The sequence below is a fragment of the Micromonospora sp. DT227 genome (assembly GCF_049841835.1).
In the GTDB taxonomy this organism is placed as follows: Bacteria; Actinomycetota; Actinomycetes; order Mycobacteriales; family Micromonosporaceae; genus Micromonospora.
In genome coordinates this window covers 500,269-520,920 of record NZ_JBNCLA010000004.1, presented here as the reverse complement: position 1 = coordinate 520,920, position 20,652 = coordinate 500,269, and the positions used below count along the sequence as shown (strand labels likewise).

The 20,652-nt window shown below is 72.6% G+C and carries 22 protein-coding genes and 1 pseudogene; 11 read left to right on the top strand and 12 right to left on the bottom strand.

Features of this window, described 5'->3' with window-relative positions; translation table 11 throughout:
* Positions 1 to 165 precede the first annotated feature (165 nt).
* The 3 genes from ACLQ2W_RS17410 to ACLQ2W_RS17400 form a co-directional block, all read right to left on the bottom strand.
* Complete coding sequence (locus ACLQ2W_RS17410) at positions 166 to 888, bottom strand: DUF305 domain-containing protein (protein ID WP_425787330.1); 723 nt, start codon at positions 886 to 888, stop codon at positions 166 to 168.
* 84 nt (positions 889 to 972) lie between these two features.
* The gene (locus ACLQ2W_RS17405; RefSeq protein WP_425787329.1) at positions 973 to 1,449 is read right to left on the bottom strand and encodes a hypothetical protein; all 477 of its coding nucleotides are present in this window, start codon (positions 1,447 to 1,449) and stop codon (positions 973 to 975) included.
* A gap of 46 nt (positions 1,450 to 1,495) precedes the next feature.
* A complete protein-coding gene (locus ACLQ2W_RS17400; RefSeq protein ID WP_425787328.1) occupies positions 1,496 to 3,574 on the bottom strand; it encodes a copper-translocating P-type ATPase in 2,079 nt (692 codons plus the stop codon).
* 117 nt (positions 3,575 to 3,691) lie between these two features.
* Here ACLQ2W_RS17400 and ACLQ2W_RS17395 point away from each other — a divergent pair, with 117 nt between their 5' ends.
* On the top strand, positions 3,692 to 4,045 hold the full coding sequence (locus tag ACLQ2W_RS17395) for a nuclear transport factor 2 family protein (RefSeq protein WP_425787327.1): 354 nt from the start codon (positions 3,692 to 3,694) through the stop codon (positions 4,043 to 4,045).
* Positions 4,046 to 4,074: 29 nt separating this feature from the next.
* On the opposite strand, the gene ACLQ2W_RS17390 is transcribed toward ACLQ2W_RS17395, so the two are convergent.
* Positions 4,075 to 4,818: an alpha/beta fold hydrolase gene (locus ACLQ2W_RS17390; RefSeq protein WP_425787326.1), complete on the bottom strand. Its 744-nt coding sequence runs from the start codon at positions 4,816 to 4,818 to the stop codon at positions 4,075 to 4,077.
* A 57-nt stretch (positions 4,819 to 4,875) separates the two neighbouring features.
* Here ACLQ2W_RS17390 and ACLQ2W_RS17385 point away from each other — a divergent pair, with 57 nt between their 5' ends.
* Positions 4,876 to 5,838 (top strand): helix-turn-helix transcriptional regulator, encoded by a 963-nt coding sequence (locus ACLQ2W_RS17385; protein WP_425787325.1) that lies wholly within the window; start codon positions 4,876 to 4,878, stop codon positions 5,836 to 5,838.
* A gap of 75 nt (positions 5,839 to 5,913) precedes the next feature.
* On the opposite strand, the gene ACLQ2W_RS17380 is transcribed toward ACLQ2W_RS17385, so the two are convergent.
* Genes ACLQ2W_RS17380 through ACLQ2W_RS17370 form a run of 3 tightly spaced genes read right to left on the bottom strand, consistent with a single transcriptional unit; the run spans position 5,914 to position 7,606 of the window.
* The gene (locus ACLQ2W_RS17380; protein WP_425787324.1) at positions 5,914 to 6,066 is read right to left on the bottom strand and encodes a hypothetical protein; all 153 of its coding nucleotides are present in this window, start codon (positions 6,064 to 6,066) and stop codon (positions 5,914 to 5,916) included.
* 45 nt (positions 6,067 to 6,111) lie between these two features.
* Positions 6,112 to 6,681 (bottom strand): AAA family ATPase, encoded by a 570-nt coding sequence (locus ACLQ2W_RS17375; RefSeq protein ID WP_425787323.1) that lies wholly within the window; start codon positions 6,679 to 6,681, stop codon positions 6,112 to 6,114.
* A 13-nt stretch (positions 6,682 to 6,694) separates the two neighbouring features.
* The gene (locus ACLQ2W_RS17370) at positions 6,695 to 7,606 is read right to left on the bottom strand and encodes a class I SAM-dependent methyltransferase (RefSeq protein ID WP_425787322.1); all 912 of its coding nucleotides are present in this window, start codon (positions 7,604 to 7,606) and stop codon (positions 6,695 to 6,697) included.
* Positions 7,607 to 7,949: 343 nt separating this feature from the next.
* Between ACLQ2W_RS17370 and ACLQ2W_RS17365 the strand changes: the two genes are divergently transcribed.
* Together ACLQ2W_RS17365 and ACLQ2W_RS17360 are read left to right on the top strand one after the other, a co-directional pair.
* Positions 7,950 to 8,300, top strand: coding sequence for a hypothetical protein (locus ACLQ2W_RS17365; RefSeq protein ID WP_405093262.1), 351 nt, complete (start codon positions 7,950 to 7,952; stop codon positions 8,298 to 8,300).
* A 125-nt stretch (positions 8,301 to 8,425) separates the two neighbouring features.
* Complete coding sequence (locus ACLQ2W_RS17360; protein ID WP_425787321.1) at positions 8,426 to 8,995, top strand: GNAT family N-acetyltransferase; 570 nt, start codon at positions 8,426 to 8,428, stop codon at positions 8,993 to 8,995.
* A gap of 268 nt (positions 8,996 to 9,263) precedes the next feature.
* Here the strand turns inward: ACLQ2W_RS17360 and ACLQ2W_RS17355 are convergent, their stop codons facing one another.
* Positions 9,264 to 9,911 carry an XRE family transcriptional regulator gene (locus ACLQ2W_RS17355; RefSeq protein ID WP_425787320.1) on the bottom strand — a complete coding sequence of 216 codons (648 nt, stop codon included), beginning with the start codon at positions 9,909 to 9,911 and terminating at the stop codon, positions 9,264 to 9,266.
* A 191-nt stretch (positions 9,912 to 10,102) separates the two neighbouring features.
* On the opposite strand from ACLQ2W_RS17355, the gene ACLQ2W_RS17350 reads away from it, so the two are divergent.
* The 3 genes from ACLQ2W_RS17350 to ACLQ2W_RS17340 all read left to right on the top strand — a co-directional run bounded on the left by ACLQ2W_RS17350 (position 10,103) and on the right by ACLQ2W_RS17340 (position 12,879).
* Complete coding sequence (locus ACLQ2W_RS17350; protein ID WP_425787319.1) at positions 10,103 to 11,314, top strand: helix-turn-helix domain-containing protein; 1,212 nt, start codon at positions 10,103 to 10,105, stop codon at positions 11,312 to 11,314.
* Between the two features lie 106 nt (positions 11,315 to 11,420).
* Positions 11,421 to 11,564 carry a hypothetical protein gene (locus tag ACLQ2W_RS17345; RefSeq protein ID WP_425787318.1) on the top strand — a complete coding sequence of 48 codons (144 nt, stop codon included), beginning with the start codon at positions 11,421 to 11,423 and terminating at the stop codon, positions 11,562 to 11,564.
* On the top strand, positions 11,551 to 12,879 hold the full coding sequence (locus tag ACLQ2W_RS17340; RefSeq protein ID WP_425787317.1) for a helix-turn-helix domain-containing protein: 1,329 nt from the start codon (positions 11,551 to 11,553) through the stop codon (positions 12,877 to 12,879). The genes ACLQ2W_RS17345 and ACLQ2W_RS17340 overlap by 14 nt, the downstream gene beginning before the upstream one ends.
* Positions 12,880 to 12,939: 60 nt before the next feature.
* Here the strand turns inward: ACLQ2W_RS17340 and ACLQ2W_RS17335 are convergent.
* Positions 12,940 to 13,572 (bottom strand): annotated as a pseudogene (locus ACLQ2W_RS17335) (SDR family NAD(P)-dependent oxidoreductase); the annotation flags it as partial.
* Positions 13,573 to 13,701: 129 nt separating this feature from the next.
* On the opposite strand from ACLQ2W_RS17335, the gene ACLQ2W_RS17330 reads away from it, so the two are divergent.
* The 4 genes from ACLQ2W_RS17330 (at position 13,702) to ACLQ2W_RS17315 (ending at position 17,148) form a co-directional block, all read left to right on the top strand.
* The gene (locus tag ACLQ2W_RS17330) at positions 13,702 to 14,178 is read left to right on the top strand and encodes a winged helix-turn-helix transcriptional regulator (protein ID WP_425787316.1); all 477 of its coding nucleotides are present in this window, start codon (positions 13,702 to 13,704) and stop codon (positions 14,176 to 14,178) included.
* Positions 14,179 to 14,306: 128 nt separating this feature from the next.
* A complete protein-coding gene (locus ACLQ2W_RS17325; RefSeq protein WP_425787315.1) occupies positions 14,307 to 15,578 on the top strand; it encodes a hypothetical protein in 1,272 nt (423 codons plus the stop codon).
* A 99-nt stretch (positions 15,579 to 15,677) separates the two neighbouring features.
* Complete coding sequence (locus tag ACLQ2W_RS17320) at positions 15,678 to 16,388, top strand: hypothetical protein (RefSeq protein ID WP_425787314.1); 711 nt, start codon at positions 15,678 to 15,680, stop codon at positions 16,386 to 16,388.
* A gap of 157 nt (positions 16,389 to 16,545) precedes the next feature.
* Positions 16,546 to 17,148 (top strand): hypothetical protein, encoded by a 603-nt coding sequence (locus ACLQ2W_RS17315; RefSeq protein WP_425787313.1) that lies wholly within the window; start codon positions 16,546 to 16,548, stop codon positions 17,146 to 17,148.
* Positions 17,149 to 17,163: 15 nt separating this feature from the next.
* Here the strand turns inward: ACLQ2W_RS17315 and ACLQ2W_RS17310 are convergent, their stop codons facing one another.
* Genes ACLQ2W_RS17310 through ACLQ2W_RS17300 form a run of 3 tightly spaced genes read right to left on the bottom strand, consistent with a single transcriptional unit; the run spans position 17,164 to position 20,632 of the window.
* Positions 17,164 to 18,195 (bottom strand): methyltransferase, encoded by a 1,032-nt coding sequence (locus ACLQ2W_RS17310; RefSeq protein ID WP_425787312.1) that lies wholly within the window; start codon positions 18,193 to 18,195, stop codon positions 17,164 to 17,166.
* Positions 18,192 to 19,367: an aminotransferase class V-fold PLP-dependent enzyme gene (locus ACLQ2W_RS17305; protein ID WP_281934968.1), complete on the bottom strand. Its 1,176-nt coding sequence runs from the start codon at positions 19,365 to 19,367 to the stop codon at positions 18,192 to 18,194. The genes ACLQ2W_RS17310 and ACLQ2W_RS17305 overlap by 4 nt, the downstream gene beginning before the upstream one ends.
* The gene (locus tag ACLQ2W_RS17300) at positions 19,364 to 20,632 is read right to left on the bottom strand and encodes a tryptophan 2,3-dioxygenase family protein (RefSeq protein ID WP_425787311.1); all 1,269 of its coding nucleotides are present in this window, start codon (positions 20,630 to 20,632) and stop codon (positions 19,364 to 19,366) included. Before ACLQ2W_RS17300 ends, ACLQ2W_RS17305 begins: the two co-directional genes overlap by 4 nt.
* Positions 20,633 to 20,652: the final 20 nt, after the last annotated feature.

Sequence of the window (20,652 nt, the reverse complement as noted above, 5' to 3'; positions counted from 1 at the left end):
CGCATTGATGCAGGTCATCCAAAATGGATCAGGAGGCGGGCGGCTGATGACCCACTGCCACAACCCGTACCACGCCGAGACCGGCATGATGATCAACCTCGGGTACCTGGCCTGAACCGGCGCGGTGACCGGGCGCCCACGCGGACCCGGCCACCGCGCTCCCGGTCAGATCCGGGCCAGGATGGACTTCATCGTGTCGATCTCGGCCCGCTGGGTGGTGCTGATCCGCTCGGCGAGGGCCTTCGCGTCGCTGTTGGCGCCCTGGGCGGCCCCGGTCCGGGCCATGGTGATCGCGCCCTCGTGGTGGGCGATCATCATGGTGAGGAACTGCTTGTCGAAATCCCGCCCCGAGGCCGCCGCCAGCCGGGCCATGTCGACGTCGGACATCATCCCCGGCATGCCGTGATCCATTCCCGGCATCCCGGAGCTGGTCGGGCTGGCGCTGTCACCGTGGCCCATGCCCGGCATGCCGCTGTTGCCGTGATCCGTGCCGGGCATGCCACTGCCGGGGGCGGCGCTGCCGCTTCCGGGCGGCACGGGCGCGCCCCAGGCGCGCAGCCAGCCGCTCATCGTGGCGATCTCCGGCGCCTGGGCGTCCTTGATCTGGGCGGCGAGCTGCTTGACCTGCGGGTCGGTGGCTCGGGTGGCGGCCAGGTCGGCCATGGCCACGGCCTGCTGGTGGTGCGGGATCATCATCTGCGCGAACATCACGTCCGCCGCGTTGTGCGCCGAGGCGGACGCGGCATCGGACGCGACGGTGGCGGTGGGCGAGCTGTGGCCGCCGCCGGCCGCACTGTGGTCGTCGCTGCCGCAGCCGGTCAGGACGACGGCGGCGGTGGTGAGGCTGACGCCGGCCACGAGGGCACGGCGCAGGATGGTGCGGGTCATGACGAGGTGAGCCTTTCGGAGTCGGTGAACGTGCGCGGAAGCGATCGCGCGGACACCCCTGGGGATGTCGCGGCGGAATCGCTCCTATACGCGCAGCACCGACACCGCGGCGACGCGTTGACCCAGCCGGGGCAGCGCGGGCGGTCCCCGGGAGGCGGCCGGCGACGACCAGCGCAGACGGCCGGGCGCGGAAATTGTCCGCATCACCAACAGCGCCGCGGCGAGCGCCAGCGCCGTCCCGAACGCGCCGATCACCGCGAGGCACACGGCCCAGCCCGGCAGGTGTCCCGGCGTACCGTTCGGCGCGGCGGCCAGCCTGGGGCACCCGTCGCCGGCGCACCCGCTCGGGACGGCGATGCTCATCGCGGCAGCGCCGCCCGTCTGGTCCGCTGCCGGTACCGTCGCGGGATGCGCGCCCGGGCGCATGCCGTGCCCGGCGTGGCCGCCGGTCATCGCCAACTGGTGACCCAGGCTGTGCATCGCCGCGAGCCCGATCAGGGTGGCGGCCAGCAGCAGGAAGCGGACGACCCATCCGCCCCGCGGCGCCGACACACCGGTCACGGCCATCACGTTACCGTCACCCGGTCTCGCGTACCGCGACAACGGGTCACCCCTGGTCCTGCGGTCGTAGCCGCACCCGGCGCAGCAACTGGGCGTTGAGCGCCACCACGATCGTCGAGGCCGACATCAGCACCGCGCCGACGGCCGGACTGAGCGTCACCCCGGCCCACGCCAGCGCGCCCGCCGCGAGAGGAAGCGCGACGACGTTGTAGCCGGCGGCCCAGGCCAGGTTCTGGGTCATCTTGCGGTACGAGGCCCGGGACAGAGCGATCACCCCGGTCACCCCACGCGGGTCGGACGAGGCCAGCACCACCCCGGCGGACTCGATGGCCACATCGGTGCCGGCACCGATGGCGATGCCGACGTCCGCCCGGGCCAGCGCCGGGGCGTCGTTCACCCCGTCACCGACCATCGCCACCCGCAGGCCCCGCCGCTGTAGGTCCGCCACCGCGTCGTCCTTGTCGGCGGGCAGCACCTCGGCGTACACCTCGTCCTCACCGGCTCGGAAGCCGAGATCGGCGGCGACCGCGTCGGCGACCGGCCGCGCATCCCCGGTGATCATCACGATCTTCCGTACCCCCTGCTCGCGCAGGTCGGCGATCGCCTGCCGGGCCTCCGGGCGGACCTCGTCCTCCAACGCGAGAGCGCCGACCGCGGCGGCCCGACCGTCGTCGAGGCGCAGCAGGTGCAGCACCGCCGCCCCCCGGTCGGACCACTCCCGCTGGCGGCGGGTCAGATCGTCGGGCACCGCCGGGTCCAGTTCCCGCAGCAGCGCCGGACCGCCGACCGCGTACTCGACGCCGTCGACCTCAGCCCGCACCCCCCGACCGGTCAGGGACCGGAATCCCGACGCGCGCCGGGACAGCTTCCGTTGCTGCGCGGCGGCGACGATGGCCCGCGCCAGGGGGTGCTCGCTGTCGGCCTCGACCGCGGCGGAGATGGCGAGCACGTCGTCGTCGGTGGCGCCGCAGGCTCCGGCGACCCCGGTCACCGCGTGCTCGCCGCGGGTCAGGGTGCCGGTCTTGTCGAACAGCACCGCGTCCACGGTGCGCATCCGCTCCAGGGCGAGCCGGTCCTTGACCAGGATGCCGCCCTTGGCCGCCACGGCGGTGGACAGGGCGATGACCAGCGGGATCGCCAGGCCGAGCGCGTGCGGGCACGCGATCACCAGCACCGTCACAGTGCGGACCACCGCCTCGTCGAGGTTCCCGATCAGGGTCCACACGACGAGAGTGACCACGGCGACGGCGGTGGCGATGTAGAACAGCCAGGCGGCGAACCGGTCGGCGAGCACCTGTGCCCGCCCGCTGGACTGCTGCGCCTGGGCGACCAGCCGCTGGATTCCCGCCAGCGCGGTGTCCTCGCCGACCGCGTCCACCCGGACCCGGATCGCCGCGTCGGTGGCCACCGTGCCGGCCACCACCCGGTCCCCGACGCCCCGGGTGACCGGCCGGGACTCTCCGGTGATCATCGACTCGTCCAGTTCGGCGCCGCCGTCGACCACCTGCCCGTCGGCCGGCACCCGCCCGCCCGGCCGGACCAGCACCACGTCGCCCAGTCGCAGGTCGGACACCGACACCTGGCGTGGCTCTCCGTCATCGCCGATGCGTTCGGCGTCGTCGGGCAACAGCGCGGCAAGGGCCGCCAGCGCCCCCTGCGCCTGACCGATCGCCTTCATCTCCTGCCAGTGACCGAGCAGCATGATGGTCACCAGGGCGGCCAACTCCCACCAGAAGTCCAGGTCGAACGCGCCCAGCGCGGTGGCCAGCGACGCCACGTAGGCCACCGTGATCGCCATCGCGATCAGCAGCATCATCCCCGGCGCCCGGTCCCGTACCTCCCGCACCGCGCCCTGCAGGAACGGCCAACCGCCGTAGCCGAACACCACCGTGCCCAGCACCGGCCCGACCAGGGCAATGCCGGGAAAGTCGAGCCGGTAGCCGAACCAGTCCATCACCATGTGACTGGTCGCCACGATCGGCACGGTCAACGCAAGGCTCAGCCAGAACTTACGACGGAACGCCTCCGGATCGTGCCCGGCGTGCTTGTCGTGCCCGGACGTGCCGTGCGCCGCGTGGCCCGCAGTCGCCGGGTGGTCACCGTGTTGATGCGTGTCGTGGGACATCGTGTCGCCTCCTCACCATCACCATATACCCCCCCTGGGTATTCGGGCACGGCGACCGCGGTTCTGCCGCGAGCGAATCCGCTTGTCCTGCGGTGGTGCGCTGGAGAGGATCGGCGGATGGATCTCCATACTGCGGAACGGCAGCTCCAAGCCGCTCAGCGCGCCGGTGATGTCGAGGCCCTCGACGCGCTTCTGCACCCCAGGGTCGTGGGTGCCGGGCCGGACGGCTCGGTCTTCACGAAGGGGGACGACCTGGATGGTTACCGCTCGGGGGCCCTGCGCATCACCAGCCTGGTGGAGGAGTCGCTCGACGTCCAGGAGGACGCCGAGACGGGGGTGACCCGCACGGTCGCCGCGGTGGATGCCGTCCAGGGCGGTGTCGTTTTGTCCGCGCGGCTGCGCTACACCCGGCTGTGGGTGCGTGCGGACGGCAACTGGCGGGTGTTGGCCGCCACCTTCGTCCCGGTCTAGAACCTCGGCGAATGTGACGGTGCCGCGGGCTATGCCGTCGGTCTGGCCTGGTGCAGGATCCGGGCCAGCTCGGCCGGTCGGCTGAGCATCGGCCAGTGCCACGTCGGCAGTTCCTCGTACCGCCACGAGTCGCCGCCCATGTGCCGGCACAGCGGCACGGTGGCGGCCATCCCGCGTGCCTGCTCGACGGTGAAACTCGACAGCACGCCGAGGCGGGGCAGCTTCTCCCACGCCCCGGTGAGCCGCACCGGGCTGGTGGCGGTCGCCCACGGTTGGGCCACCGCCCGCTCGCCGAGCAGCGCGACGACCGATTCATCCACGTCTGCTGCGCCCGCCGCCAGGTCGGCCCAGGGCGGGGGTGGCAGCCGCCAGCCGTCGCCGTGTTCGGCCACCACCGCCGCGTTGCGTGCACGCTCCCGGGGTGGGTTGAAGTCGTCGTTCGCCGCCCCGTCGGGCAGGGGGCCGGTGTCGACGAAGACCAGTTGGGCTATCCGGTCGGTCATGCGGTCGGCGGCGGCGGTCGTCACGACCGCGCCGGCGTAGCTGTGCCCGACGAGGACCACGTCGTGCAAGTCCTCGTAGCGCAGCAGGTTGACCACGTCGGTGACGTGGACGTCGAGGTCGGTGTCCGGGCGGGCCAGGTGGGCGCGCTCGCCCATGCCGGTCAGGCTCAGCGGGTACACCTCGTGGCCGTGGCCACGCAGCGCGGCGGTGACCGGGCGCCAGGCCCACGCGCCGAGCCAGAACCCGGGAACCAGTACGAAGGTCGTCATGCGGTCCACGCTACGATCAATACCGGACAGATTCCGCCCGGATAAGGAGTCAGGTTTTTGGCCCGGCCCACCGCGCGTGTCCTGGCGTTGCTGGAGATCCTCCAGGCCGGCGGCGGCTTCACCGTCGCTGACCTGGCCGGTCGGCTGGGCGTCGACGAGCGCACGGTCCGCCGCTACGCCGCGCACCTCGCCGACCTGGGCATCCCGGTCGAGGCCCGGCGCGGTCGCTACGGCGGGTACCGGCTCGCGCCCGGATACAAGCTGCCACCACTCATGCTCACCGACGAGGAGGCGGTCGCCGTCATGCTCGGGCTCGTCGCCGCGACCCGGGCGGGGCTGGTCACCGCCGAAGGCGCGGCCGCCGAGAGCGCGACCGCGAAGATCCGCCGGGTACTGCCGGCCGTCCTCGCCCGGCGGATCGACTCGCTGTTGGACACCGTGGACTTCACCGCACCGGTCCGGAAGCCCGCCCCGCCCGGCATCGAGGTGCTGCTGGTGCTCGCCGAAGCGGCCCGACATCAGCAACCGGTGAGCATCACCTACACCAGTTGGCGCGGCCGGGCCGGTGAGCGGCAGCTCGACCCGTACGGGCTGGTCTTCCACGCCGGCCGGTGGTACGTCACCGGTCACGACCACGACCGCCGGGCCGTCCGCACGTTCCGGCTCGACCGCATCGGGGCGGCCCGCCCCGCCCAGGGCCGGTTCGACATCCCGGCCGGCTTCGACCCCACCGCGCGGGTCCTCGCCGGTCTGGCGGCCGTGCCGTACGCGCACGACATGTCCGTGGTGCTGCACACCAGCCTGGGGCAGGCGCAGCGACGGATCCCACCGTCGGTCGGCACGCTCACCGAGGTGCCCGACGGCGTACGCCTCACCGCCCGGGTCGAACGGCTCGACGGTGCGGCACAGATGCTCGCCGGGCTCGGCTGGTCCTTCACGATCGACCGACCGGACACACTCAAGGACGAGGTGCGGGCGCTGGCAGCCCGACTGCTCACCGACGCCGACGCCGGAGGGTGAACGGCTCCGGAGGCGAGGCGCCGATTCCGAGGTCAGCGTCCGCGTCCGCCGCGAAGGCGCGCGTACCGCGGAAGCTCACCAGCGGCGGCTGCCGGGCCGACGGCCGGCGCCGGTCGCGGACGGCCGGCCGACCGGCGCCGTCGGCGGGGTGTCCAGCGCGCAGTGCACCAGGTGGGTGGTCGGGGCCGCGGCGGCCGCGCCGGTCGTCCGGCGGAGCGCAGCCTCCACGAGATCCTCGCCGAGGCTACGGGAGGTCTCGTCACTCGGGGCAGCTCAGACGGGTCGACCGGTAGCTCCGTGATCGATGGCTGCGGTGTGCCGTCGGATGAACGTGACGCGTGAGGCGACGTCGCTCCGGGGCAGGGTGTGAAGTTCGTAGCCGTGTTGGGTGTAGGCGGCGACCACCGCGTCATGGGTACGCACGGCTTCGGCGAAGTCTTGGTCTCGTTCGCTGTCGGTGGTGTAGATCCGCGGCCAGGGCGGGGCGACGAACACACGCTGGTGATAGCGGAACAGCCGTGCTGCGGCTGTCACGTGCGCGGGGACGGGCTGGCCGAGCAGGAGGTGGTAGCCGACGAGGTCCGGGATTCCGCGGTCGAAGAAGACGGGTCCGGGATGCCGGCTGGCTTGGCGGTAGGAGCGGATCTCCCAGCTGAGCATGACCTCGGCGAACAGTCGTGAGTCCCCGGTGTGCAGCGCCTGGCCGCCGATCGACAGCTGGTCCTGGATGATCTGTCGCCCCGCTTCGTCGACGCAGGCGTGACCGGCACGCCGCAAGCTGTCGATCAGCGTGGTCTTGCCGGCTCCGGGGCCGCCGGTAATGATGACGTACCTGCTGCTCACGTCGTCCCCTCTGCTAGGTGCCCACTCCCGGTGCTGCTCGACGCCGTGCCGTCGCGGGGTGTGGACGTCGGGCCCGGAGGAACGCCGTCGCCATCGTGCGCCGGGTGGGCGTGCCGGCCGCGACCAGGGCGGTCATGTACGTGTCGAGACGTGCGCGCTCGTCGTCGGTCAGGGCGGCGGCGATCGCTTCGCCGTACGTGGGGACCAGGGGGTTGGGCGCCACGCGCTTGAGTGCCTCCCAGTCCTCGATCGGGTCGCCGGGCACGTCGACCCGGGCGCGGTAGTCCAGTTCCACCGCCTCGAAGCCGGCGGCCGTCGCCCAGTCGACCAGGTCACGTTCGTCGAAGTCCATCATCGGTCGCGTGGCTTCCCCGCTCCGGTAGACGTCGCCGACCTTGGCGACCAGGTCGTGCACGGGCGAGTTGCCGGTGCCGAACGGATCATCCGGCCGGAGCCGTTCCGCGAAGCGGTTGATGGGCTCGAACAGGGAGATCCGTCCGCCCGGCCGCAGGACCCGGAGGAACTCCGCGAAGGCGGCGGCCTTGCGGTCGGTATAGATGAGCACCGACCGGGTGGTCACGACGTCGACGGATGCGTCCGCGATGCCGGTGAGGTCATCGGCCGGCGCGACCACGAAGCTGCACCGCCCGTCACCGCCGGCGGTGCGCCGGCACTCGTCGAGCACATCAGGCGACACATCGCTGAAGATGACGTGACCGGCCGGGCCGAGTCGATCCAGCGCGCCGAACCCGATCAGCCCGGTCCCGCAGCCCACGTCGAGGACCACGTCGTCGGCCGCCAGGGCGGCTCCGTCCAGGACGCCGTCACGGAACGCCGCCAGATCCCGCGCGTGGCGGGCGCGCAGCCCCACGCTGTCTCCGTCCCGGCGGGTCAGGAGCCACTGTGCCCACTTGTCCGGCGCCACCGGGGCAGCGTAACCCGCCGCTCGGTTCCGGGGCCCGGACCCGGGCCGTACCGCGAGACCGCACCCGGCTTCGGTGGGGCCGCGACCGGTTGTCCCGTCGGTCCGGCAGAGCGGATCGGCGGCACCGCCGGGCCACCGTCGTTCAGCGGCGGGCCGCGGCGAGGAGTTGCGGCGGCAGTCGGGTCCACCAATCCGCGATCGCCTGGGCCTGCGGTGGGTACGGCCGGCCACCCATTGGAGTTCGCCACCAAGCCGGAGTTGGCCCCACCCGGTCGGACAGTGGGCTCGAACGCGTCGGCTCGATGAGGCGTAGCAGGTCGCGTTCCGGGGAATCCTGACGGCCATGGCGTCGTACTCGGTGAACAACGCGGCCGTCGCCCGCGCTCGGCGGCTCATCGAAGCCCGGCAGTACGTTCTCGACAGCGACTGGGGTGCCGTGCAACCCCGGGCGAGCGACGAGAACGCCTACCTCGACGCGCACTCGTGGACCGAGTACGGCGAGTGGTTCCTCGCCTGCACGGACGGGGCGAGCGAGGAGACGAAGGGGCGCTACGCCTTCGCCTACGGCGACTTCCGCCGGGTCCACCGCTCCGGGCTCATCGCCTGCGTCTACCGTGCCGCCGAGTGGCGCCACAAGGATGTCGAGCTGGCTGCGCACGAGCTGCTGCAACTGCTCGACCGCACCGCCGGCTGACCGCCCTTCCCGACCGCGCCGCCGGCTGCGCCGTGTACTGCGGTACCCCCGGCCCCGGCGTGGTCACCTCGCGGAATCGCTGCGCGGGGCAGCGGGCGGTTCGGGCCGTCACTACGGTGCGGAGGATGGACAGCTCCCATCCGCCGGTGGTCGGCGTCGTGCACGAGGTGCCTGGTTCGACCGTACGACTGCGTCCGGTGGCCGAGGACGATCTGGCGATGCTGCGCCGGTTCGCGGTCGAACCCGGGCTGATCGGGCTCGACTGGGCCGGCTTCCGGGACGCCGCCGCTCCGGCCCGCCGCTTCGCCGAGGACGGCTATCTCGGCGAGCAGGTCGGCGGCCTGATCGTCCAGGTCGATCCCCCGGACGTTCCGGCGGGTTACCTCAGCTACCAGCAGCGCCAGGGCGGCGGGCGGGCGCCGTACTGGGAGATCGGCATCGTGCTGCTGCCCGAGTGGCGCGGTCGAGGGCTCGGCTGGCGGGCCCAGGCGCTGCTCTGCGACTACCTGTTCAGCCACACCCCGGCGCAGCGCATCCAGGCCGGCACCCATGCCGAGAACGCCGCCGAGCAGCGTTCGCTGGAGAAGGCCGGCTTCCAGTTGGAGGGGGTCCTGCGGGCCTGCGAGTTCCGGGCCGGCGCCTGGCGGGACGGATGGCTCTACAGCCGGTTGCGCGACGACCCGTCACCGCTGTGACCGAATGGCGCGGCGTCCCCCGGGTCGATCTCGCAGAACAGGTGCCATCTCCGTGGTCCTTGTGCTCGGCGGTGAATGCCAGACGGATCATCGGGCCCCGTTCGCGCAGCCACGCGGGATCGGACGATCGACGCCGCCGGCGGGGCAGGACCGGGCACGGGAGGCTGTCGACGCGCAACAGGTCAGCAGAAAGTCAGCGAGGGGCGCACCTGGCCGGACGGACGTCCGGGGTGGACGGGTGTGGTGTGGACCCTCCCACGGAGCCGCGCTACATCGCTCGCGTGTTGTAGCGATCGAGCGTCGCCTTGGATGTCGACGCGTCCTGGAAGACAAGCTCCCATGGACCGGTGTTGACGTCCATGTCCTTGCCGAAGCCGATCCACTTCCCGGCCATCCGTCGGCCGGTGGGCTCAGCGATGAGTTGGATTGCCCCGTGGTATCGGGCGCCCCGGTAGTAGCCGGGGGGGTCGGTCTGCTCGACCCAGGTGCCGGTGACGACGACACCGTCCACGCTCAGGTCGAGCGAGAGCGACGATGACGCCGAACCGGGCAGGCTGCGCGCGGTCAGCCTGTCGCCGTGCTGGAGCAGCACGACGAAGTGTTGTCCGGCGAAGGAGTCTCCCCGCCCGCTGGAGTAGAACTGGTAGCGGCTGAGCCACACGCCCTCGTACGACCGGTGGGCCGAGGTGGGCTTGGCCGTCGGTGTGGGCGTGGCCAGGTCGGACACGGAAGAGGTCAGGTCGTGGCCGCCGTGGTCGTCGTCGGTGACGTGCCCGTTGGGCACTGCGGCGAAGCCCAGGAGCGAGATGGGTAGCCCGGTGACGACTTCCGGCGCGCGGGCGTAGTCGTCCTGGCTCATCCGCATTTCGGTGCGGACGGCGCGCAACGCGGTGTTGGAGACGGCCACGACCACCACGGTAGTGCTATGTCGCCGTAATGTCGCCGACCGTCCGGCTGGCTTGTTCTCCTGTGCCGTCGCGGGCGCTGACAGTCCGCCGAGTGCTCTGCCTGGAGTTTCGGGACTGATGAGGTGACCGGAGGACCGGTAGCGTGGACTGACGCGGCCGGTGGGCCGGTGGTGCGTTCCGCGCTACGAGGAGGTCCGGGATGGATTCCTTGCCGGAGTTGACGTTCGGGCAGCGACTGAAGGTCTACCGGGAGCGGTCCGGGAAGACGAGGGCGGTGCTCGGCGGGTTGGTGGGGCGCAGCGCCGAGTGGGTCAAGGCGGTCGAGACGGATCGGATCCTGCCGCCACGGGTGCACATGCTGGACCGCATGGCGCGTGCGCTCAAGGTCGACGTGTCTGCCCTGGTCGGGGAGTTGAGCGACCGGTCGGCCGTGGTGAACGGGCCGGAACATCCGGCGTTGGCATCGGTGCGGGACGCGGTGAACCGCTTCTCGCTCTCCGCCGACGCGCCTCCCGAGCCGTTGTCCACCCTCAGAGCGCGCCTCGACGCGGCATGGCGGGCACGTCATCAGGCGTCGGATCATCGGACGGTGCTGGGCGGTCTGCTACCGGGCCTGCTGCGGGACGTGCAACGCGCCGCCCTGGGGTACGAGGGCGGCGAGCGCCGGCAGTCACAGGCCCTGTTGGCGGAGACGCTCGGGCTGGCCCAGATGTTCCTCGCCTACCAACCCGCCGCCGAGTTGCTGTGGCGTGTCGCCGACCGGGCGATGGTGGCGGCACAGGAGTCCGGGGAGCCGGAGGCGGTGGCGTGCGCGGGGTGGTTCCTGTGCCAGGTGCACCGGGACGCGGGGGATTGGGACACCGCGATGGCGGTGACCCTGGACGTCCTGTCGGTCCTGGAGCCGCACACAGCCGACGCGAACGCCAATCTGCTGGCGTTGTGGGGTGCGGTGAACTTCGAGGCCGCCTACACCGCCGCGCGCGCCGGTGAGGAGGGCCGGGCCTGGCGGTTCTGGGACCGCGCCGACCGGGTGGCGCATCGACTGCCGCCGGACTTCTACCAGCCGCAGACGTCGTTCTCGCGGGTCGTCATGGGCGCTCACGCGGTCACGGTGTCGGTGGAGTTGCAGAAGGCTGGTGAGGCGGTGCGGCAGGCACGCCGCCACGACGCGGCGGCAATTCCGTCGAGGCCCCGCCGGGCGCGTCACCTCATCGAGGTCGCGCGGGCGCACCACGGCAAGAACGACATGGAAGCGGCAGTAGGTTTCCTCGGACGGGCGTACCAGTCGGCGCCGGAGACGATCCGCTTCAACGGGTACGCCCGTCAGATCACGCTGGACCTCCTCGACGGCCCACGGTCCACCCGGGAGGAGGCCCGTGACCTCGCGATGAAGGTCGGGCTCGTCGCGTGATCCAGGGGGTATGAAACCTACCCTTTCCGGCATGTAGCCTTCCGTAGCTTTCCGTCACCTAGTGTGGCGGAGGTGGGGCATGTCGGGTAAGGGCGACGATTCTGCGGTGAGCCGGGGTGAGCAGATCCAGGCGGCCGAGCGGGAGGCGGCGAAGCGTCGGCTGCTGGCCGAGGCGGAGGCGGCTCGCATTCCGGTGGAGGAGACCACCCGGGCCGTACCGGATCGGCGGTGGCGTCGTGGGCAGCGTTGAGCTGTTGCCGGTCGGACGGCGGGTGGCGTACTGGCGGGGTCGGCGGAAGCTGTCGCAGCAGGTGTTCGCCGACCGGCTCGGCAAGTCGAAGAGTTGGGTGGACAAGGTCGAGCGGGGCGTGCGGGCGCTGGACAAGCTCTCGACGCTTCAGGAGATCGCCCGCGTGCTTCGTATCGACACCGCCGCTCTGGTCGGCCAGGACGTCGCACCGGTCGAGGTGGCGAGTCGTGGTGATGGCGTCGGGCGGATCAGGGCGGCACTGTCTCGCTACGAGATCCCGTTGGGTAGGCCGGGAGGTGGCCCGGTGGTGCCGGTGGACCGGATGCTGCGGGATGTGGGGTACGCATGGACGACGTTCCAGCACGCCCGCTACCCGCAGTTGGTCGACCTCGTGCCGGGCCTGCTCACCCAGGCACAACGCACCCATGCCGAGGTCCCGGTGGCGGGTCGGGTGCCGCTCGTCGAGGCGTACCGGATCACCGCTTCTCTGTTGCTCAAGCTCGGCGATGCCGAGCTGGCGTGGTTGGCGGTGGATCGGGCGATGCTGGTCGCCACCGGTGACCGGGAGTTGGTGGCCGTCGCGGCCGTGCAGCTCGGCCAGGTGTTACGCACGCTCGGTCGGGTGCGGGAGGCGAAGGCGGTGCTGCTCGGTGCCGCGTACCGGATCGCCCCGTCCGTGCTGGACCACGGCGCACCGGCGGAGCTGTCCCTGTGTGGGACCCTGCTCGTCCAGGCCGGCCTGGCGGCGGCGCAGGACGGGAACGGGGCCGGCGCCGGCGAACTGCTCGACGAGGCCGACGGCATGGCGCAGCGGGTCGGTGACGGGTGCGACCATCACCGCACCGGGTTCGGTCCCACCGCCGTCGACCTGGCTCGCGCCGCCGCAGCCGTCGAAGTCGGCGAGGCTCGGGCGGCGGTCGTGCGACATGAGCGGGCCGTCGCGCGGCCCGGTTGGCGGTGGCTGCCCGCCGAGCACCGTGCCGCGCATCTGCTCGACGCCGCCCGCGCCTACCTGCATGCCGGAGATGCCGGCAACGCGGCTCGCCTGGTGACCGAGGTCGAGCGCACGGCACCGGCCGAGGTCACGCACCGGCCCGTCGCCCGGGACATCCTCGCCGAGATTGCCCGCGACCCCCGCGCCCGACCACGATCGCGAAGCTGTGGAGGGTCAGCGGCGGTGCTTGGTCATGCCGGCCATGACCCCACCCATGACGCGGACGCGGGCCCGGCGCGGCAGCGGGGCGAGGCTGTCCTTGAGGATGCGGGAGAGCAGGCCGGGGAAGGTGGTGGGCCGACGGCCGAGCGCGTCGAGTGACCGTTGCGCGACGTCCTCGGGGGTCAGGGTCCTGCCCATGCGCATGCCGGCGGTGTCGGCGAAGCCGCTGGCGACCGGGCCCGGCGCGGAGGCGAGCACGTCGACCCCGTGGGGTCTGAGTTCGGCGTGCAGCCCTTCCGCCAGCGTCTGGACGTAGGCCTTGGTGGCGGCGTAGTTCGCCGCGTTGGGCGCGCCCTGGAAGCTGACGATGGAGCTGAGCAGGATGATCCCACCGCGGCCCCGGTCCGCGAACCGTCGGCCGAACAGCCAGCTCAGGGCCAGCGTCGCGGCGCAGTTGACCTGGAGCATCTCCAGTTCGCGGGGCAGTTCGGCGGCGACGAACGGGCCGGACGTGCCGAAGCCGGCGGCGGCGACGCAGAGACCGATGTCGGCGCCGGCGGTCGCGGCGGCGAGCGCGTCGAGGCTTTCCGGTCGGGCCAGGTCCAGCGGCAGCACCTGCGCGTCGATGCCGTGCCGCGCGGTGAGGTCGGCGGCCAGTTCCCGCAGCTCGGACTCGCGGCGGGCCACCAGCACCAGATCGAGACCGCGTTCGGCGAGGCGGTGGGCGATCTCCCGGCCGATGCCGGAGGAGGCGCCGGTGACCAGGGCAGTGGGACCGTACCGTTCGAGGAACCGCTGGTGGGCGCGGCTGCGGGGGGCGGCAGGGGTGGGGTGGGTCTCGGATGTGGTCATGGCGGAGGTCGCCCTTCCGGCAGAGGTGGCTCGCCGGATGCCGGGCACCGAGCGAGTAGCATCACGCGACTCACCGTAGGATCGGTGAGTCGCTTCACGCAACTCACTGGGTGTAGGGTTGGCCGCCTCATGCTGGGCCAGGACTACGCGCACCAGACCTGCTCGCTCGCCCGCAGCCTGGAGGTGGTCGGCGAGCGCTGGACCATGCTCGTCCTCCGGGACGTCCTGGTCGGCCGGCGCCGCTTCGACGAACTCGTCGCCAGCCTCGGGGTCACCCGGACCGTGCTCACCCAGCGGCTCCGCCTCCTCGTCGCCGAGGGCGTCCTGGAACGTCGCGCCTACCAGCAGCGACCCGAGCGTTTCGAGTACCACCTCACCGCCAAGGGCCGGGAGCTGACCCCGGTCGTCGCCCAGCTGATGTGGTGGGGTGACCGCCACTATCCCGAGCCGGCCGGTCCGCCCCGGCTGCTGGTGCACGACGGCTGCGGAGGGCCGGTACGGGCCGCCTACCGCTGCGGCGCCTGCCACGCCGAACTCCACCCCGACCAGGTGGCCACCCGGCCCGGCCCGGGTGCGCCCGCGGCCGACGCCGATCGCCCGGACTGAGCCGCCGGGCCGGCGTCGCACGAGGAATCGGGCGTTCTCCGGTGGCTGCTTCCGGAGGGGCACTGGTGGCAGCCGATTGTCGATAGTGTTCTCAGCCACACTGTCCGCACGTCCGGAAGGGTTGTGCCATGAGCTGTGGTCGTCGGCGGCTGTCGCGAACTGCCGCCGCGCTGTTCCTCCTCGCCGGGGTGGCTGTCCCCGCCGGTCCCGCCGAGGCGGCGAAGAAGGGTCCGGACCTCGCGGTCGACGCGTCCGGGACGAGGATCACGCGGGGGGTCGAGAAGAAGGTCGTCCACCTGAAGATCAGCAACCGGGGGGACGAGACCCCGAGCAGTGTCGTCGTCAGAGTTCGCCAGCCGCCGGAGGGCCTCCCGGAGCCCCTGCCGGTCGCCCTGATCTGGCATTCGGGTGGGGTGGGCGAGTGCGACGGTGATTTCGGGGGGTTCTACTGCGACCTGGTGCCGGAGCTGATCCCGGGGCCGGGGGAGACCGTCGACGTTCCCGTCGACGCCACCGTCTTCGGCGCGGCGGGGCCCTACCAGGGCAGGTTCGAAGTCACGGTCACCATCAGCCCGGAGAAGGACGCGAATCCGGCCGACAACACCAGATGGTTCCCGCTGGAGCTGGTCGACCAGCCCAGCGCCGACCTCTCGGTGGTCGCCCGGGACGTGAAGCAGTCCGTACGGATCGGCGCTGGCGGCACGCCCGAGCCCACCGGCACGCTGAACCCCGGTGAGACGGGCGCGGTGTGGCACACCATCGCCAACCAGGGCCGGAAGGCCGTCAGCGGAGTGCGGGTCACGCTGCGCCTGCCCGAGGGGGTCACCTTCACCAGGCCGCCGACCCAGTGTGTGCTCGCCGACGCCGGGCGGTCGGCGGTCTGCACCTACCAGGGCCTCACCCTGGTGCCGGCCGTCGAGGACACCGACCCGAACGACACGGTCCAATCGGCGGTCGAGCTGTACAACCTGGTGACGACCTCGGCGTCCGCCAGCGCGCCGGCGACGTTGCCGGGCGGAACCGTGCGGGTGGAGGGCCTCGCCGAGCGGCCGACGAACGACCGCGCCAAGGCTGCACGGACCGAGCTGCCCGCGAACGCCGTCGCCGCCCGGGTGGCCGACGTGGACCGCAGCGACAATCGGGACGGGTTCGCCGTGATGCTGGCCGCGAAGAGCGGCGGCAACGGCAACGGCGGTAACGGTGACGGCGGCGATGGTGACGCGGACGGCGGTGGTGGCGTCGGCGGCGGTGACGGCGGGTTGCCCGTCACCGGGCCGCAGGCCGGGCTGATCGGCGGCATCGGCGTTGCGGCGCTGGCGGCCGGAGGCGTGTTGTTCCTCGCTGCCCGGCGTCGCCGGCTGACCCTGGTCGTCCCCGACGACGAGCGACCAGCGGCCTGATCCCCGGCGGGGCATGCCGCGGGGCGCCGTACGGAACCGGTGGGGTGGCGCCGGTTCCGTACGGTGCGGGCACCATCTCAGAGAGGACACCGCCCGCTGATGCGCCGGACCCTGCCGATCGTCGTCGCCCTCACCCTGCTCGGATTCTCCACCGGGTGTGCCGGCGACTCCGGCCCCGTCTCCACCGCCACCACCGCCGTCACCGCGACTGCCGCAGCCCCGGCCGACGAGGTGACCCCGGACGCCACCTCGCCCGCGCCGACCGCCGACAGTCCCACGTCGGCCGCGTCCGCGCCGGCGAAGCCGGCGAGCGACCCGCAACCGGCCCCGCCGAAGGTCGTCCCGGCGCTGACCTGCGGTCAGCTCGCCGGTGCCGACCTGGGCAGCCCGAAGGCGCCGTTCTACGACCACACCGACCACATTCCGTTGCTCGACGGCATCTGGAACGGTGAGGACGGCACCGGCGTCGCACTCCAGAAGCCCTGTGCGATCGGCGATCTGGACGGCGACAAGGCCGCCGACGCCGCCCGCGCGGTGGTGGTGCGCACCGGCGGGACCGGCCAGTTCTGGAGCGTCGTCTTCTGGCACAACGCGGCCGGGAAGCCGGCCTACCGCACGGTGGTCGACCTCGGCGACCGGACCCCGGTCACCTCGATCGGGATCGCCGGGCAGAAGGCCACAGTGGTCTGGCTGACCCGCTCCGACGACGCGAGCATGGCCGAGCTCAACACGAGGCGGACCACCGTCTACCGACTCTCCGGCGTCACGGTCACCGAGCTGAGCCACACCGACACCCCGTACACCCCCTGAGCCGTGCCGTCCCGGGTGGACCGGCGCGCGGGGCCGGTCCACCCGGGACGGTGTCGACGCCGCGGGCCGCAGCCGTCGGCGCCGGTCACGCCGATCTGATCGCGCGGTCACGATCAGTTGTAGTATCGACGTCCGTCCACTCTTTCAGGAGGCGTGTGTGACGAGGTATGCGCGTTCGCTGATGGCGACGACGATGCTCGGCCTTTCCGTCCTGGCCGCGCCGGCCCCTGCCGGCGCGACCACCCGGGTCGACCTGAGCGCCCAGGCCGCGGCTTCCGGCTGTACGACGTGGGTGGAGTGGGTGCAGGAGGGCGGCAACAGCTACTACTACGGCCGGGGCAACGTGCAGTGCACCAGCGGCCGATACAAGGTCAAGCTCCGGTGCCGCAACCTCCAGACCGGGGTGGGATACGTCGTCTACGGCGGGTACGCGGTGAACGCGCCCGGCACCGCCACCACGACCTGCTACAGCGGCAACGTCGCCGAGGGCGTGTACCCCGTCGACGATCCACTGCCGACGACCGGCGTCACCGGCTGCGTCTCCTGGGCGGAGTGGGTCCACGAGGGCAGCAACCACTACTACGGTCGCGGCACCGCCCAGTGCGACACCGGCACCTACCGGGTCCAGATCCAGTGCCGCAACGCGCAGACCGGCCTGCGGTACGTCGTCTCCGGCCCGGCCGTGACCGCCCCCGCCATCTCCACCACGACCTGCTACCAGGGCAACGTCGCGGATGTCGTCTCCGGTGTGCCGGCGTGAGGCGGGACGGGCCCGTCAACCGGCCGTGGACGGTTTGTACGCGATGATCAGCTCCCAGGTGCCGGGCAGCACCGCCGTGCGCGCGAAGCCGATCTCGGCGAGCAGCGTGGTGTAGAAGTCGGTCTCGCGGAGCCGGCTGACACAGGTGTCCACCCCGATGAGGAAGTAGCTCCAGAAGAACTGCATGGCCAGGCGGTCCGGGGTGCGGAACTCCTCGCTGACCACGATCAGCCCGCCCGGCTCCAGGGCGGCGTACGCCTGCTCCAGCAGGCGGCGGGCGACGTCGTCGGGCCAGTCGTGCAGGACGCGCACGAAGGACAGCGCGTCGTAGCCGGGCGGCAGCGGTTCGGCCAGGAAGTCGCCGCCGACGAAGCCGAGCCGGTCCGGATGGCCGCGGGCGACGCGGGTGGCCGCGACGAGGGGCGCCACGGCGGGCAGGTTGTAGACGTCGGCCCGCAGGTGGGGCGCGCTGTCCAGGATGTGCGCGGCGAGCGTGCCGTCGCCGCCGCCGACGTCCAGCAGGCGGCGGCGGTCCGACCAGAGCGCGTCGGCGTGCCGCCCGACGCTCTCGAGCACCGGGCCGAGCCCGACGGCCATGCTGCGCTCGAACTCGGCGGTCTGGGCGTCGGTCCGGGGCGGCCAGGCGAAGTCGTCGTCGCCGATGCTGACCTCGCCGCGCAGGCTCTCGGTGAGCCGGCCGTGCAGCAGCCGCCACGGGTAACGGTCGCGGTCCCGTTCGACCGCGTCCGGACCGACCACCGCGGCGACCGTGTCCCGCAACCCGGGCAGGGCCCGGTAGGTGGTGGCGCCGATGTCGTCTCCGGCCGCCTCCCGGGTCAGCAGGCCGAGACTCTCCAGACAGTCGAGGAACTTGTACAGCCGCAACGGGCGCATCCGGAACTGCGTGGCGAGCGCGTCGAGGCGGGCCGGGCCGGGCTCCAGCGCGTCGAGCAGCCCGGTGTCGAACGCGGTCGCCAGCACGTCCATGGCCTTCGGGCCGTTCGCGAGCAGGCTCATCAGCGCCCGTGGGGAGAGGGCGACGGTCATCGGGGCAGCTCCTTCGTCAGCGCGTCCATGAACGCGTCGACCTCGTCGAGGGTGTTGTAGACGTGCGGTCCGATCCGCAGGTAGCCGCGCCAGCTGCCGATCAGCCCCTGGGCGGCCAGCCGGCGCTTGACCGCCTCGCCGTCGGGGACGTCCAGGCAGACCACGCCGCCGCGACGCTCGGGCGAGGTGGGGCTGACCACGCGGATCCCGGCCGCCGCGGCCCGGTCCAGGACCCGCCCGGTGAGGACCAGCGAGTGCGCCCGGACGGCGTCGGCGCCGATGCCCGCCAGCAGGTCGAGGCCGACCTGCGAGATCAGGGCGGTGAGCGGGTACGGCGTGCCGCCGGCGAACCGCTGCGCGCCGGCCGCCCATCCGTCGGACGGCTGGAACGTCAACGCCCGGTCCCCGGCCTGCCAGCCGGTGGCCGCCGGTTCCAGCGTCGACGCCAGTTCCGGCCGGACGTAGAGGAAGGCGGTGCCGACACCGCAGAGCCACTTGTGCGCGCCGCCGAGCACGATGTCGACGCCGAGGGCGGTGACGTCCAGCGGCACCACCCCGACGGTCTGGAAGGCGTCGACGACGACGAGCGCGCCGACGTCGTGCGCGCGGGCGACCAGGCGGGCCAGGTCGACCGTGGCGCCGGAGGTGAAGCTGGCGTGCGACACGCACACCAGCAGCGTCCGTTCGTCGAGACGGGCTTCCAGGGCGTCCTGGTCGAGGTGAGGGCCGCCGTCGCCGACCACGTCGAGCCGGGCGCCGTAGCGGCGGAACGCCCGGAAGATGAACGGGACCGTCGGGTACTCCAGGTCGGTGGTGACGACGCGGTCGCGGGGCGGACGGTAGTCGAAGCAGGAGGCCACCCGGGCCAGCAGCGTGCTGAGGTTCCCGTCGGTGACCACGCTGCCCGGTGGCGCGCCGAGCAGGCGGGCCACGGAGTGGGCGTACCGGTCGAGGCCGACGTGCCAGCCCTGCCAGACGTCGTCGCGCCAGGTGCGCAGCGTCTCCCAGTAGTCGCGCAGCACGGTCTCCGCCCCGGCCGGCACCGCGCCGGTGGAGTTGCTGTTCAGGTACACACAGGTGCGCAGCACCGGGAACTCGGCCCGCAGCGCGGCGTGCGTGGCCTCGTCGAGGCACTGTGGCGGGCTGCCGGGTCCCGACTCGGGTGGGCTCATGCGCGCTGCCCTCCCACCGGTTCGAACGGGCCGGGCCGGCGGTCGACGGACGTGAACACCGGCACGTCCCGGACCGCCGCCAGGTAGGGCGTGCCCTCGGTGTAGCCGGTGCCGGAACGCTGCCCGAGCATCCGGGTGGCGATGCGGTGGTGGGTGCGCCGCCACCGGAGCAGGGCGGCGGCGAACTCCTCCATCCGCCGCGCCACCAGCCGCCGGTCCGGGCCGTCGAGTCGACCGTCGCGCACGGCCGCGCGGTACGCCTCGTCGATCGTCGTCCGGCCGGCCCGGACCCGGGCCCGCACCTCCGGAACCGACCGGTACGCCACCGAGTCCAGCCGGCCCGGGAGCGGGGTCCGGCAGAGCGACTCCACCCGCTTGTAGGAGCGGGACTGGATGGCGCTGGCCCCCTCGGTGTACTGCCGGAACGTCCGGAACGACTCCGGCTGCATGGTGGCCAGCAGCGAGAACAGCGGACCGGCGTCGTCGAGCAGGTCGCGGGCGTACGCCAGTCGGTCGGCTGCGGGGGTGGGCCGGAGGTCGGCAAGCGCGGCGACGGTGGCGTCGAGTTCGTCGACGAGTGCGGCGAACAGGCACTCGTAGGCCTGTAGGACCCGGATGAACAGGTACTCGTCGTGTGTCACGTGCACCGGCAGCATGCTCAACCGCAGCGACAGGTCCGACGGGGGATCGAGGGTGGTGGCGACGGTGTGCAGGGCGGCTGCCGCATCGGCCGGTGCGGTGTCGTCGGGCCACGTCGGGTGGCCGAGGCGTCGCAGCGCGGGAGCGGCGGCCCGGGTGCCCAGCCGGCAGCGCTTGGCCACCACCGCCCACGCGGGACGTCGGAGCGGGAACAGGTCGGCGGCGCCCCGGGCGGCGGTGACCTCGAACGCCACCGCGTCGGCGACCAGCCGGACGAACAACCGGTCCCGGTCGCGCCGCGTGGTGGTGTCGTCGCCTCCGGTCGCGACCGGTTCGTCCTCGCCGGCCGGCAACCGCAGCAGACGCAGCGCCAGATAACTGCGGTAGTCGTATCGCCCGTCCCACTTGTCGAGAGTGGCGTCGAGGAAGTCGTCCAGGAGCCCGGGTGCCGCACCGCTCCCGGTCCCCTCGGGGGCGGCGAGGCGTTGCCGCGCTCCGTCGAGCAGTTCGAGTAGTCGCGGGTCGACGAAGTGTTTGCCGACCCGGTGGAATTCTCGCAGCACCGCCGCGTAGGGAAAAGTGCGGGGGTCCGTCGTTCCGGACAACCAGGTGGTCAATTCGCGCACGGGCAGCCCTTCGGGGTGAG

Bases quoted from the DNA above. Each gene is read 5' to 3' on its own strand.
- ACLQ2W_RS17410 (WP_425787330.1), bottom strand. From the start codon at position 888: ATGACCCGCACCATCCTGCGCCGTGCCCTCGTGGCCGGCGTCAGCCTC.
- ACLQ2W_RS17400 (WP_425787328.1), bottom strand. From the start codon at position 3,574: ATGTCCCACGACACGCATCAACACGGTGACCACCCGGCGACTGCGGGC.
- ACLQ2W_RS17395 (WP_425787327.1), top strand. From the start codon at position 3,692: ATGGATCTCCATACTGCGGAACGGCAGCTCCAAGCCGCTCAGCGCGCC.
- ACLQ2W_RS17390 (WP_425787326.1), bottom strand. From the start codon at position 4,818: ATGACGACCTTCGTACTGGTTCCCGGGTTCTGGCTCGGCGCGTGGGCC.
- ACLQ2W_RS17365 (WP_405093262.1), top strand. From the start codon at position 7,950: ATGGCGTCGTACTCGGTGAACAACGCGGCCGTCGCCCGCGCTCGGCGG.
- ACLQ2W_RS17360 (WP_425787321.1), top strand. From the start codon at position 8,426: ATGGACAGCTCCCATCCGCCGGTGGTCGGCGTCGTGCACGAGGTGCCT.
- ACLQ2W_RS17350 (WP_425787319.1), top strand. From the start codon at position 10,103: ATGGATTCCTTGCCGGAGTTGACGTTCGGGCAGCGACTGAAGGTCTAC.
- ACLQ2W_RS17330 (WP_425787316.1), top strand. From the start codon at position 13,702: ATGCTGGGCCAGGACTACGCGCACCAGACCTGCTCGCTCGCCCGCAGC.
- ACLQ2W_RS17325 (WP_425787315.1), top strand. From the start codon at position 14,307: ATGAGCTGTGGTCGTCGGCGGCTGTCGCGAACTGCCGCCGCGCTGTTC.
- ACLQ2W_RS17320 (WP_425787314.1), top strand. From the start codon at position 15,678: ATGCGCCGGACCCTGCCGATCGTCGTCGCCCTCACCCTGCTCGGATTC.
- ACLQ2W_RS17310 (WP_425787312.1), bottom strand. From the start codon at position 18,195: ATGACCGTCGCCCTCTCCCCACGGGCGCTGATGAGCCTGCTCGCGAAC.
- ACLQ2W_RS17305 (WP_281934968.1), bottom strand. From the start codon at position 19,367: ATGAGCCCACCCGAGTCGGGACCCGGCAGCCCGCCACAGTGCCTCGAC.